Source organism: Streptomyces sp. NPDC020965, assembly GCF_044333555.1.
Taxonomy (GTDB): Bacteria; Actinomycetota; Actinomycetes; order Streptomycetales; family Streptomycetaceae; genus Streptomyces.
On sequence record NZ_JBIRRE010000010.1, the window covers coordinates 65,241 to 78,083 of the forward strand.

The following is a 12,843-nucleotide window of genomic DNA, read 5'->3' on the forward strand; positions in this document are numbered from 1 at the left end:
GGGGTTCGCCACAATCCGGCCCTCGACGGCCTCTCGACGGGGCGCCCCGGGCCCCCGTCGGCTCGCCGACGCGAGCTGCGGCGATGCCGTCCATGGCGGCCGGGCCCGGGGGCGGTGCCCGGACAGTGGCCCGAATCCGTACAACAGGCGAGTCAGGTCAACGCTGGATAAACTGCTCGTTTGCCGTGCGCGGACGGGGATTCGCAGCGCACTCGACGACGGACGGAGAGTGAAGATGCGTACGAACCAGACTCGTGGCGACCGGGCGTGTGAGGGCCGTGACGACCGGGCCCGCCCCGGGCCCGGGACCCTGCCGGCCGACGGCGGGCGCACTGAATGACCCTCGCCCCGACCACCTCGACGGACACCTCGGTCCTGCTCGATCCGGCCTTGGCGGACGCCGCTTCCCTGGCGCTCTTCACCGCTGGCGGTGCCGCCCCCGAGCGCACCCTCATCGACATCCTCACCGAGACGGCCCACCGCCACCCGGACGCGCTCGCCGTGGACGACGGCGTCACCCCCTTGACCTACCGCGCGCTCCTGGACGAGGTCGAGACGGTACGCCGCCGACTGACCGGCCCGGCGGTCGGGATCGGTGCCGGTGACCGGGTCGGTGTCCGCGTCCCGTCCGGCACGGCCGACCTCTATGTGTCGATCCTCGCGGTGCTCGCGGCGGGAGCCGCGTACGTCCCCGTGGACGCCGAGGACCCCGACGAACGGGCCACCCTGGTCTTCACGGAGGCCCGGGTCGGCGCCGTGATCGGCGAAGGCGGTCGCATCACGCCGACACCGGACACCCGGCCCGCCGACCCCGCCGATGCCGATGCCGATGCCGATGCCGATGCCGATGCCGGTACGGGTACGAGTACGGATGCCCAAGGTCTCAGCGACAGCGACAGCGACGGCTACAGCGACGGCTACGTTCGGACCGCGCCCCGCCCCCGCCCCGGTGACGACGCCTGGATCATCTTCACCTCCGGCTCCACCGGCAGACCCAAGGGGGTCGCCGTCACCCACCGCAGCGCGGCGGCCTTCGTGGACGCCGAGGCCCGGCTCTTCCTCACCGAGCGGCCCCTGGGCCCCGGTGACCGGGTGCTCGCCGGGCTCTCCGTCGCCTTCGACGCCTCCTGCGAGGAGATGTGGCTGGCCTGGCGGCACGGTGCCTGTCTGGTGCCCGCGCCCCGCTCGCTCGTACGGACGGGTCTCGACCTGGGCCCCTGGCTGGTGGCGCAGGGCATCACGGTGGTCTCGACCGTGCCGACGCTCGCCGCGCTCTGGCCCGCCGACGCCCTGGATGCCGTCCGCCTGCTGATCTTCGGCGGCGAGGCGTGTCCGCCGGAGCTGGCCGAACGCATGGCGGTCCTCGGCCGCGAGGTCTGGAACACCTACGGCCCCACGGAGGCCACGGTCGTTGCCTGTGCGGCCCGGCTGACCGGGGAGGGGCCGGTCAGGATCGGGCTGCCGCTCGACGGCTGGGAACTGGCGGTCGTGGACGCCCGGGGCGAGATCGTCCCGATGGGCGACACCGGCGAGCTGGTCATCGGCGGCGTCGGTCTCGCCCGCTATCTGGACGCGGCCAAGGACGCCGAGAAGTACGCCCCGCTGCCCGCGCTCGGCTGGTCCCGCGCCTATCGCAGCGGTGATCTGGTCCGCGCGGAGTCCGAGGGCCTGCTCTTCATGGGCCGCGCGGACGAGCAGATCAAGCTCGGCGGGCGGCGGATCGAACTCGGCGAGATCGACGCGGCGCTCCAGGCCCTCCCGGGTGTGGCGGGCGCGGCGGCGGCGGTCCGTACGACGGGCGCGGGCCTCCAGGTCCTGGTGGGCTACGTCGTCCCGACCGCCCCCACCCCCGAGGCCCCCGCCCCGACCACCGAGGCCCCCGCCCCCACCGCCGAGACTCCCGCCCCAACCCCCGAGACCTCAGGTCCCGCCGAGCCCCCCGCCCCGACCACCGAGGCCCCCGGGACCCCCGGCCCAACCCCCGAGACCCCCACCCCTGGCACCCCGGCCACCCCCGTCTTCGACCAGGCCGACGCCGTCACCCGCCTGCGCGAAGAGCTGCCCGCCGCCCTCGTCCCCCTCCTCGCCGTCGTGGACGAACTGCCGACCAGGACTTCGGGCAAGGTCGACCGGAACGCCCTGCCCTGGCCCCTGCCGACCACCACCGCCGCCCCCGGCGACGGCGACGCCCCTCCCCTCACCGAGGCCGAGACCTGGCTCGCCGAGCAGTGGACCGACCTCCTCGGCACGCCAGTCACCGACCCCGCCGCCGACTTCTTCGCCCAGGGCGGCGGCAGCCTCGCCGCCGCCCGGCTGGTGTCACGGATCAGGGAGCGGTACGGCACCGGTTCCGTCGGCGACATCTACCAGCACCCGGCGCTCGGCGCCCTCGCCCGCACCCTGGAGGAGGTCTCCGGCGCACCGACCGAGGCGGCCCGCCCCGTCCGGCCCGTGCGCCGTCGCACCCAGGCGGCACAGCTCCTGCTGATGGCCCCGCTGCTCACCGTCGCCGGGCTGCGGTGGAGCGTGGTGGCCCTCGCCGTGAACAACGTCCTCGGCCTCGGCCCCGCCGTCTCCTGGTGGTGGCTCGCCCTCGGCTGGCTGCTCGTCGTCTCGCCGCCCGGCCGGATCATGATCGCGGCCGGTGGTGCCCGGCTGCTGCTGCGCGGGCTGCGGCCCGGCACGTACGAACGCGGCGGCCGAACCCATCTGCGGCTGTGGACGGCGGAGCGGCTCGCCGAGCTGAGCGGGGCCACCAATCTGGCCGGTTCCTGGCTCACCCACTACGCGCGCGCCCTCGGCGTCCGGATCGGCGACGACGTCGATCTGCACGCCCTGCCCCCGGTCACCGGGATGCTCCGGCTCGGCCGTGGCTGCGCGGTGGAACCCGAGGTGGATCTCTCCGGACACTGGCTGGACGGCGACCGGCTGCACATCGGCGCCGTACGGGTCGGGGCGGGCGCGATCGTCGGCGCCCGCAGCACCCTCTTCCCCGGCGCGCGGATCGGCAAGCGGTCCGAGATCGCGCCCGGCTCCGGGGTCACCGGGGCGGTACCGGCCGGTGAGCGCTGGTCGGGCGTGCCCGCCACCCGTAACGGCAAGGCGCGCCGGAGCCAGGAGCCCCGCCCGCCGCGCCGCCGCCGCTGGATCGCCGTCTACGCGCTGACCTCGCTGCTGCTGGGCCTGCTGCCCGCGCTCGCGGTGGTGCCGGGGCTGCTGGTCCTGCTGCTATTCCTGGACGGCGCCGGTGGCACCCACCCGCTGGACGCCGGTGCGGGGTCCGTCGTGGCCCTCGCGCTCGCCGCCGTACCGCTGGCGACGCTCGCCGCCCTGGCGACCCACGCGCTGCTGATCCTCGCCGGGGTACGCGCCCTGAGCGTCGGACTGCGCGCCGGCAGTCACCCCGTCCACGGCCGGATCGCCTGGCAGGCGTGGGCGACGGAGCGGCTGATGGACATGGCGCGGGTGCATCTCTTCCCGCTGTACGCGAGCCTCCTGACACCCGTGTGGCTGCGGGCCCTCGGGATGCGGGTGGGCCGTGGTGTCGAGGCGTCGACCGTGCTGGCCGTGCCCGCGATGACGACCGTGGGCGACGGGGCGTTCCTCGCCGACGACACCCTGGTCGCCTCGTACGAGCTGGGCGGCGGCCGGCTGCGGATCGCCGAGGCCCGGGTCGGCAAGCGCGCCTTCCTCGGGAACTCGGGGATGACGGCGGCGGGCCGCCGGGTGCCCAAACACGGTCTGGTCGGGGTGCTGTCCACGGCTCCGAAGCGGGCCAAGGCGGGCAGTTCCTGGCTGGGGATGCCGCCGATGAAGCTGCCCCGGGCCGCCGAGGAGGGCGATCAGAGCCGTACCTTCGCGCCGCCCGGCCGGCTGCGCTGGGCGCGCGCGGCGGTGGAGCTGTGCCGCGTGGTGCCGGTGATGTGCGGGATGGCGCTCGCGGTGCTGGCGCTGATCGCCGTTGCCGCCCTGGCGGAACGATTCGGCGCGCCGGTCGCCGTACTGCTCTGCGGTGCGGTGCTGCTCGCCGGGGGAGTGGTGGCCTGTCTGACGGCCATCATCGCGAAATGGCTGCTGGTGGGCCGGTTCCGGGCGGTCGAGCATCCGCTGTGGTCCGGTTTCGTCTGGCGCAACGAGCTGGCGGACACCTTCGTCGAGGTCCTCGCCGTGCCGTGGCTCATCGGCGCCGTCCCCGGCACCCCGCTGACGAGTCTGTGGCTGCGCGCCCTCGGCGCCCGGATCGGCGCCGGGGTCTGGTGCGAGACGTACTGGCTGCCGGAGGCGGATCTCGTCACGATCGGCCGGGGCGCCAGTGTGAATCGTGGCTGTGTGGTGCAGACCCACCTCTTCCACGACCGGATCATGCGCATGGACAATGTGGTCCTCGGGGCCGGTGCCACGCTCGGTCCGCACGGCATCGCGCTGCCCGGCGCCGTGATCGGGGACCGGGCGGCCGTCGGCCCCGCGTCGCTGGTGATGAGCGGGGAGCGGGTGCCCGCCGACACCCGGTGGCTCGGCAACCCGATCGACTCCTGGCAGTGAACACTCCGGGCAGTCAGCCACTCCGGGTAGTCAACGACTCCGGGCAGTGAACCACTCCGGGCAGTGAACACGCACGGGGTCTCCGGGACACCCCGGTACCGCGCCGGCGCTCCCGGCGAAGAAGCGGAAGAAGTGAAGGACGGCGCACGACGGTGACGGATTCCTATTTCCCGCAGCACGGCGACAGTCGCTATCGGACCACGGAGTACGACCTGGCGCTGGAGTTCCTGCCGCACACCAACAGGCTCTCCGGCCGGGCCGTCGTCAGCGGCGTCGTCGGCCCCGCGGAGCTGGCCGAGATCGTCCTCGACCTCGGCCCGTTCCGTCTCACCAAGGTGACGATCGACGGCCGCCGCCCGGCCAGATACACCCACCGGGGCGACAAGCTGCGCGTCCGCCCCGTCCGTCCGCTGCGGCCGGGCGCCCCCTTCACCGTCGAGGTCCGCTACGCCGGGGAGCCCCGGACCGTCCGCTCCCGCGAGTGGGGCGAGCTGGGCTGGGAGGGGCTGGACGAGGGCGCGCTGGTGGCCTCGCAGCCGATCGGCGCCCGCTCCTGGTTCCCCTGCAACGACCGGCCCGACGACAAGGCCCGCTACCGGATCGCGGTGACCGTGCCGTCCCCGTACACCGCCGTCGCGAACGGCACCCTGACCGCGCGGACGATCAGTGCCTCCACGACGACCTGGGTGTACGAGCAGCCGGCGCCGATGTCGACCTATCTGGCGACCGTCCAGATCGGCCCGTACGAACTGGTCGACGTGGCCCACGCGGGCGCGGTCCCGCAGCCGGCCGCGGTGCCGCGCGCGCTGCTCGGGGGGCGGTTCGAGCATGATTTCGCGCGGCAGCCGCAGATGATGACCCTCTTCCAGGACCTCTTCGGCCCCTACCCCTTCGACGACTACGGGGTCGTCGTGGTGGACGAGGAGTTGGAGGTGCCGGTGGAGGCGCAGGGGCTGTCGATCTTCGGTACGAACCATGTGGACGGCCGGCGCGGCAGCGAGCGGCTGATCGCGCACGAGCTGGCGCACCAGTGGTTCGGCAACAGCCTCACCATCGCCCACTGGCGGCACATCTGGCTCAATGAGGGGTTCGCGAAGTACGCGGAGTGGCTCTGGTCGGAGCTGGCCGGCGGCCCGTCGGCGGCGGCGCTGGCCGAGCGGTCCCGGGCCCGGATCGCGCTGCTGCCGCAGGACATCCGGATCGCCGATCCCGGGGTGCGGCGGCTCTTCGACGACCGGGTGTACGAACGGGGCGCCCTGACGCTGCACGCGCTGCGCACGGAGATCGGGCACGCGGCCTTCGTGGCGCTGCTGCGGGAGTGGACCTCGGTCCACCGGCACGGTGTGGTGACGACGGAGGAGTTCATCGCGCTGGCCGGGCGCCATGCGCGGCGACCGCTGGACGGACTCTTCGCGGCCTGGCTGTACGAGCCGGAACTGCCGCCCCTGCCGCCGCTGCCACCACTCGTGACACAGCGCCGCTGAGCCGTCCCCCGGGCTGTGCCGCCGCACCGTCCCCCGGGCTGTCCCGTCGCACAGTCGCCGAACATATGCCGCCGAATTGAACAGATCGCCAAGATTCGGTGGGCGATGAATTCCGGCCGGGCCGGTGGTGCCTATCGGCTGCAACCGGCAACGCCTATCGGGGCCGGCCGCCGCGCCTATCGATCCCGTACGGCGGGGGGTTCGATCGGCCGGCCCGAGCGGAATCCACCCGTCCGGCGCCGCACGGAAAGGCGGGGGCGCCCAGTGGCGGAAAGGCGGCGTCCCGGATGGAAAGGCCGGGCCGGCCGCCGTGGTGAAAAGGCAGGAGCCCCGGTCCTCGAAAGGGCGGGGCTCCTTGGTACTGCTCAGTCGTTCGCGATCGTCAACCCTGGCGGACTAGGCCGGGGTGACGTTCTCCGCCTGAGGGCCCTTCGGACCCTGCGTGACGTCGAAGTTCACGACCTGGTTCTCCTCCAGCGAGCGGAAACCAGACGCGTTGATCGCGGAGTAGTGGACGAAGACATCCGGGCCGCCGCCGTCCTGGGCGATGAAGCCGAAGCCCTTTTCAGCGTTGAACCACTTGACGGTTCCGGTAGCCATAAGCCCTCCTTGGGCCAAAGGGTTGCCCTGCTCCAGAACCTGCAAACAAGTCTGAAAACTACAAAAGCCTGCGGGTCACATGCTCCGCAGGCTCTGTACTGCAAGGGAAACCAAACTGCAACTTGCGTCGAGCCTAGCACGCAGGGTGTTGGCAGCGGTAGAGGGAAAGATCACTTCACCCGGACGCTTGACGCCGTCCGCAGTCCGCTGACGAAACGCGGTGCGGGAGGGGCGCCCGGGGCGTCCCCCGGGCAGTGGATTCCGCGACCCGCACGCGCCCCCCGGCGGGGCGGACCGCCCCGGCCGGTCTAGCCTCGGGTTGTGGACAGACTCGGAGAAAGCTCAGCAACCGACCATCGACGGAGTCGGCCCCGGGTGGGCCACATCCAGTTCCTGAACTGTCTGCCCCTCTACTGGGGGCTGGCCCGCACCGGGACCCTCCTCGACCTCGAACTGTCGAAGGACACCCCGGAGAAGCTCAGCGAGCGGCTGGTGCGCGGCGATCTCGACATCGCGCCCATCACCCTGGTCGAGTTCCTGCGCAACGCCGATCAGCTCGTCGCCTTCCCCGATCTCGCGGTCGGCTGCGACGGCCCGGTGATGTCCTGCGTGATCGTCTCCCAGGTGCCGCTGGAGCAGCTCCACCGCGCGCGGGTCGCGCTCGGCTCCACCTCCCGCACCTCCGTACGCCTCGCGCAGCTACTCCTGGCCGAGCGGTACGGGGTCGAGCCGGACTACTACACCTGCCCGCCCGACCTCGGGCTGATGATGGGGGAGGCGGACGCCGCGGTACTGATCGGGGACGCCGCGCTGCGGGCCTCCCTGCACGACGCGCCCCGCCTCGGCCTCCAGGTCCACGATCTGGGGCTGATGTGGAAGGAGTGGACCGGGCTGCCCTTCGTGTTCGCCGTGTGGGCGGCGCGCAAGGATTATTTGGAGCGGGAGCCGGCCCTCGTCGCCGAGGTGCACGAGGCATTCCTCGCCTCGCGGGACCTCTCACTCGCGGAGGTCGACAAGGTCGCCGAGCAGGCGGCCCGCTGGGAGAGCTTCGACGCGGAGCTGCTGGCCCGGTACTTCCGGACGCTCGACTTCCGCTTCGGTCCCGACCAGCTCGCCGGCGTACGGGAATTCGCCCGCCGGACCGGCCCGACGACCGGATTCGCGGGCGATGTCACGGTGGAACTGCTCGGCGCCCGCCGCTGACCACCGGCCGGACGCGGCGCACCCCCCACCCCCCAGCCCCCGGCCCCCGGCACGCTGGGGACCGGTCGGCCGTGCGAGTCGTGTCCCGACCGGCCCGGAGCCGCGCCGGACGGCTGACGTACGCTGGGACCGCCCGCAGACGCATGGAAATCGCGTCGGAAATCCGCCGAAAGGTGACACCCGGTGACCGAGAAGGCCGACCTGCAGTCCGTGCTGGACCGCGCCGCCGACGGGGGCCGGATCACCCCGGAGGAAGCGCTCGACCTCTACCGCTCGGCCCCGCTCCACGCGCTGGGCAGCGCCGCCGACGCCGTGCGCCGCCGCCGCTACGCCGGTACCGAGCACATCGCGACGTACATCATCGAGCGCAATATCAACTACACCAATGTCTGCGTCACGGCCTGCAAGTTCTGTGCCTTCTACGCCCCGCCGAAGGACACCGCCAAGGGCTGGACCCGCGATCTCGACGACATCCTGCGCCGCTGCGCGGAGACCGTCGAACTGGGCGGCACCCAGATCATGTTCCAGGGCGGACACCACCCCGACTTCGGTGTCGAGTACTACGAAGAGCACTTCTCGGCCATCAAGGCCGCCCATCCGCAGCTCGTGATCCACTCCCTCGGCGCATCCGAGGTCGACCATATGGCCCGGATCTCCGGAGTCTCCGTCGAGGAGGCCATCCAGCGCATCCACACGGCCGGCCTGGACTCGTTCGCCGGCGCCGGCGCCGAACTGCTGCCCGCCCGGCCGCGCAAGGCCATCGCCCCGCTCAAGGAGTCCGGCGAGCGGTGGCTGGAGATCATGGAGACCGCGCACAACCTGGGCGTCGAATCGACCTCCACGATGCTGATGGGCACCGGCGAGACCAACGCCGAGCGGATCGAGCACCTTCGGATGATCCGCGACGTACAGGACCGTACGGGCGGCTTCCGGGCCTTCATCCCGTACACCTACCAGCCGGAGAACAACAAGCTCAAGGGCAGCACCCAGGCGACGCTCTTCGAGTATCTGCGGATCATCGCCGTCGCCCGGCTCTTCATGGACAACATCGCCCATATCCAGGGCTCCTGGCTGACCACCGGCAAGGAGGTCGGTCAGCTCTCGCTGCACTACGGCGCCGACGACCTCGGCTCCATCATGCTGGAGGAGAACGTCGTCTCGTCGGCGGGCGCCAAGCACCGCTCCAACCGGCAGGAGATCATCGACCTCATCCGCCGCTCGGGCCGGGTACCGGCGCAGCGGGCGACGACGTACGAGCACATCGTGGTCCACGACGACCCGGCGAACGACCCGGTCGACGCGCGGGTCGCCTCCCACATCTCCTCCACGGCGATCGAGGGCGGCACGGCCCACCCGGAGCTGAAGCTCCTCAACGCCACCTGAGGGTGCCGTGCTGACGATTCACGCGGCCGACGCCGTCCTCGTCGACCGCGCGGGGGTACGGGCGGTCACGGTCGACGGCGGGACCGTCGTCGCCATGGGCACGTACGAGGAACTGGCCGCCGCCCACCCCGGCGCCCGGGTCCGGCACTGGCCGGGCCTGCTGACGCCGGGACTGCGCCATCCGCGCGCCGTGGAACTGCTGGAGGCGGCCTACCACCCCGACCCGCGCGAGGCGGCCGAGCTGGGCACCGAACCGTTCACCGGGGAGGCGTTGGCCGCGCTGGGTCTGGACGACGTCCGGCGGGGCGGCAGCGCCCGGCGCGGGCTCCAGCGGCTGCTGGCCCACGGCACGACGGCGGTCACCGGGCCCTTCACCCTGCCCCCGGTCCGTACGGCGGTGGCGCGTTCGGGCCTGCGGGTGCGCGAACCGGCGCCCGGCGCCCGCCCCGCGCCCGGCGACGCACCCGCAGGCCCGAACGCGCTGGACGTGCTGGCCGGGCACCCCCCGCACGCGCTCGAAGCGCTGCTTGACCGGCCGCTGACGGTCGGCGGGCCCGCCGACTTCGCGGTCTTCGACGTACCGGTGGACGTGCCGCCCTCCCTGGCGCTGAGGGAGCACGGTGCCCGGAGCTGTGTCGCCACCGTGCTGGGCGGCCGGCTCGTCCACCGCCGCGCCTAGGGCGTGTCCGGGCGACGGGGCCGCCCTGCTTGAATGGGGAACGTGACCCGAGCATCCCTGGACAAGCAGCCCCACGAGATCGCCTCGATGTTCGACGCCGTGGCGGCCAAGTACGACCTCACCAACGACGTGCTCTCCCTCGGCCAGGACCGCAGATGGCGCAAGGAGGTCACCAGGGCCGTCGACGCGCGACCCGCGCAGAAGGTCCTCGACCTCGCGGCGGGCACCGGCACCTCCTCGCTGCCCTTCACCAGGGCCGGCGCGTTCGTGGTGCCCTGCGACTTCTCGCTCGGGATGCTCCGCGAGGGCAAGAAGCGGAACTCCTGGCTCCCGCTGACGGCGGGCGACGCGACGAGACTGCCGTTCCGTGACGGTGTCTTCGACGCCGTCACCATCTCCTTCGGACTGCGCAACGTCCAGGAGACGGACCTGGCGCTCCAGGAGATGTACCGGGTGACCAAGCCCGGCGGCCGGATCGTGATCTGCGAGTTCTCGCACCCGACCTGGGCGCCCTTCCGGACGGTGTACGAGGAGTACCTGATGCGCGCGCTGCCCCCGGTGGCGCGGGCCGTCTCCTCCAACCCCGACGCCTACGTCTACCTCGCCGAGTCCATCCAGTCCTGGCCCGACCAGCCCGCCCTCGCGGCGCGGTTGCGGGAGGCGGGCTGGTCGAAGGTGGCCTGGCGGAACCTGTCGGGCGGCATCGTGGCGCTGCACCGGGGCTTCAAGCCCGCCTGACGGCGACCGGGCGCCCGGGGGACCCCCGGGCCCCGCGCGGCCCGCACGGGGCCAGCGGGACACGCCACGGGCCCCGCGCCGGGGACGCCTTGGCCCGCGCCCGTCGCCCGCGTCCCCCGGCCGTCACCCGCCCTGCGGTTCCTGGCGGTCCGTCACAGCTCGCGCCGGAAGCAGTACCCCTCCCGCTGCGACTCCGGTGTGACGAACGTCTGCACCCGCTCCATCCCGAGCCGCCGCGTCACCGCGATCGAGCGCTCGTTGCGCGCGTCGACCATCGCCACGATCCGCTCCACACCGGCCGCCCGTACCCGCTCCACCGTGGTCCGGGCGGCGGCGGTCGCGTACCCCTTCCCCCACGCCGACCGCGCCAGCCGCCAACCGATCTCGATCTCGCCGACCGGACCGAACTCCGCGTACGGCCACGGCTGGGCGCCGGTGAAGCCGATGACCTCCCCGTCCTCGTCCAGCAGCGTCCAGAGGCAGAAGCCGCGCTCGGCGTCGTGTCTGCGCTGCCGGGCCGTCAGCTCCTCGTACACCGACAGTTCCGCGGCGCGCCCGCCGTGGAACTCCATGACGTCCGGATCGGCGAAGACCCGGTGCCATGCGTGCGCGTCCTCGTCGGTGGGCACACGCAGCCGTACGGCGGGGAGGGGCCTGTTCATAGGGGGAGCCCTTCAGTCGGTTGATCGGTACGCCCCCCTAGACTGCACGTGTCCTGTGCCGTTCGGCACGCCTTATCGAGTCTTCGGGAGACCCCGCCGTGACCGAGCCCCTCTCCGAACACAGCGCGGATGTGATCGTCGTCGGGGCGGGCCCAGCCGGCTCCACCACCGCGTACTACCTCGCCAAGGCCGGACTCGACGTCCTGCTCCTTGAGAAGACGGCGTTCCCGCGCGAGAAGGTCTGTGGCGACGGTCTGACCCCGCGCGCCACCAAGCAGCTCGTGGCGATGGGCATCGACATCTCCGAAGAGGCCGGCTGGCTGCGGAACAAGGGCCTGCGGATCATCGGCGGCGGAGTCCGGCTCCAGCTCGATTGGCCGGAACTCGCCACTTTCCCGGACTACGGACTGGTCCGGAAGCGGGACGACTTCGACGACCAGCTCGCCCGGCAGGCCCAGAAGGCGGGCGCCCGGCTGTACGAGCGCTGCAACGTCGGCGCCCCGATCATCGACGACCGCACGGGCCGGATCACCGGCGTCGAGGCCAAGCTCGGCGAGGAGAAGACCCCGGTCACCTTCCACGCGCCGCTGGTCGTCGCGGCCGACGGCAACTCCTCCCGGATCTCCCTCGGGATGGGTCTGCACCGGCGCGAGGACCGGCCGATGGGCGTGGCCGTACGGACGTACTTCACCTCGCCCCGCCACGACGACGACTACCTGGAGTCCTGGCTCGAACTGTGGGACCGGCGCGGCCCGCAGGACCGGCTGCTGCCGGGGTACGGCTGGATCTTCGGCATGGGCGACGGCACCTCCAACGTCGGCCTCGGCGTGCTGAACACCACTGCGGCCTTCAAGGAGCTGGACTGGCGCGAGGTGCTGAAGGCGTGGTGCGCCTCGATGCCCGAGGAGTGGGGCTACACCGAGGAGAACATGACCGGCCCGATCCGCGGGGCCGCGCTGCCGATGGCGTTCAACCGGCAGCCGCACTACACGCGCGGACTGCTGCTCGTCGGTGACGCGGGCGGGCTGGTGAACCCGTTCAACGGTGAGGGCATCGCGTACGCCATGGAGTCGGGCCAACTGGTGGCCGATGTGATCGTCCAGGCCCATGCGCGCGCCACCCCGGCACAGCGGGAACTCGCCCTCCAGCGCTACCCGAAGGTCCTCAAGGAGACCTACGGCGGCTACTACACGCTGGGCCGCGCCTTCGTGAAGTTGATCGGCAACCCGAAGATCATGAAGCTGGCGGCGGACCGGGGTCTGACGCATCCGCTGCTCATGCGCTTCACCCTGAAGATGCTGGCCAACCTGACCGACCCGACCGGCGGCGACGCGATGGACCGCATCATCAACGGACTCTCGAAGGTGGCGCCGAAGGCGTGACGACACGGGTGCGACGGGCGGCCCCCGACGAGGGACCGCCCGTGCCCGTGGCCGGGCGACCGACGGCCTACCGCGCCCGTACCGCACGACTGCCTGTACGCGCACGTGCCGCGCGACCCGCGAGTGCCCCGCGACCCGCCCGTACCGCCCCGCGTACGAGCCGCGCCACC

9 protein-coding genes are annotated in these 12,843 nt (G+C 72.6%); 7 read left to right on the forward strand and 2 right to left on the reverse strand.

Features of this window, described 5'->3' with window-relative positions:
• The first annotated feature begins 336 nt into the window (after positions 1 to 336).
• Both ACH4S7_RS27530 and ACH4S7_RS27535 read left to right on the forward strand, forming a co-directional pair.
• Positions 337 to 4,542 carry a Pls/PosA family non-ribosomal peptide synthetase gene (locus tag ACH4S7_RS27530; protein WP_398523998.1) on the forward strand — a complete coding sequence of 1,402 codons (4,206 nt, stop codon included), beginning with the start codon at positions 337 to 339 and terminating at the stop codon, positions 4,540 to 4,542.
• Positions 4,543 to 4,694: 152 nt separating this feature from the next.
• Positions 4,695 to 6,026: a M1 family metallopeptidase gene (locus tag ACH4S7_RS27535; RefSeq protein WP_398523999.1), complete on the forward strand. Its 1,332-nt coding sequence runs from the start codon at positions 4,695 to 4,697 to the stop codon at positions 6,024 to 6,026.
• Positions 6,027 to 6,422: 396 nt separating this feature from the next.
• On the opposite strand, the gene ACH4S7_RS27540 is transcribed toward ACH4S7_RS27535, so the two are convergent.
• Positions 6,423 to 6,626 carry a cold-shock protein gene (locus ACH4S7_RS27540; RefSeq protein ID WP_003967102.1) on the reverse strand — a complete coding sequence of 68 codons (204 nt, stop codon included), beginning with the start codon at positions 6,624 to 6,626 and terminating at the stop codon, positions 6,423 to 6,425.
• 321 nt (positions 6,627 to 6,947) lie between these two features.
• Here ACH4S7_RS27540 and ACH4S7_RS27545 point away from each other — a divergent pair, with 321 nt between their 5' ends.
• The 4 genes from ACH4S7_RS27545 (at position 6,948) to ACH4S7_RS27560 (ending at position 10,629) form a co-directional block, all read left to right on the forward strand.
• A complete protein-coding gene (locus ACH4S7_RS27545) occupies positions 6,948 to 7,829 on the forward strand; it encodes a menaquinone biosynthetic enzyme MqnA/MqnD family protein (protein WP_398524000.1) in 882 nt (293 codons plus the stop codon).
• Positions 7,830 to 8,012: 183 nt separating this feature from the next.
• Complete coding sequence (mqnC, locus tag ACH4S7_RS27550) at positions 8,013 to 9,212, forward strand: cyclic dehypoxanthinyl futalosine synthase (RefSeq protein WP_398524001.1); 1,200 nt, start codon at positions 8,013 to 8,015, stop codon at positions 9,210 to 9,212.
• 7 nt (positions 9,213 to 9,219) lie between these two features.
• Positions 9,220 to 9,891 (forward strand): imidazolonepropionase-like domain-containing protein, encoded by a 672-nt coding sequence (locus ACH4S7_RS27555; protein ID WP_398524002.1) that lies wholly within the window; start codon positions 9,220 to 9,222, stop codon positions 9,889 to 9,891.
• Positions 9,892 to 9,933: 42 nt separating this feature from the next.
• Positions 9,934 to 10,629 (forward strand): demethylmenaquinone methyltransferase, encoded by a 696-nt coding sequence (locus ACH4S7_RS27560; RefSeq protein ID WP_398524003.1) that lies wholly within the window; start codon positions 9,934 to 9,936, stop codon positions 10,627 to 10,629.
• Positions 10,630 to 10,781: 152 nt separating this feature from the next.
• On the opposite strand, the gene ACH4S7_RS27565 is transcribed toward ACH4S7_RS27560, so the two are convergent.
• The gene (locus ACH4S7_RS27565; RefSeq protein WP_398524004.1) at positions 10,782 to 11,291 is read right to left on the reverse strand and encodes a GNAT family N-acetyltransferase; all 510 of its coding nucleotides are present in this window, start codon (positions 11,289 to 11,291) and stop codon (positions 10,782 to 10,784) included.
• Positions 11,292 to 11,389: 98 nt separating this feature from the next.
• Here ACH4S7_RS27565 and ACH4S7_RS27570 point away from each other — a divergent pair, with 98 nt between their 5' ends.
• Positions 11,390 to 12,673, forward strand: coding sequence for a geranylgeranyl reductase family protein (locus ACH4S7_RS27570; protein WP_398524005.1), 1,284 nt, complete (start codon positions 11,390 to 11,392; stop codon positions 12,671 to 12,673).
• Positions 12,674 to 12,843 lie beyond the last annotated feature (170 nt).

Coding starts and splice junctions, on each gene's coding strand:
- ACH4S7_RS27530 (WP_398523998.1), top strand. CDS start 337: ATGACCCTCGCCCCGACCACCTCGACGGACACCTCGGTCCTGCTCGAT.
- ACH4S7_RS27540 (WP_003967102.1), bottom strand. CDS start 6,626: ATGGCTACCGGAACCGTCAAGTGGTTCAACGCTGAAAAGGGCTTCGGC.
- ACH4S7_RS27565 (WP_398524004.1), bottom strand. CDS start 11,291: ATGAACAGGCCCCTCCCCGCCGTACGGCTGCGTGTGCCCACCGACGAG.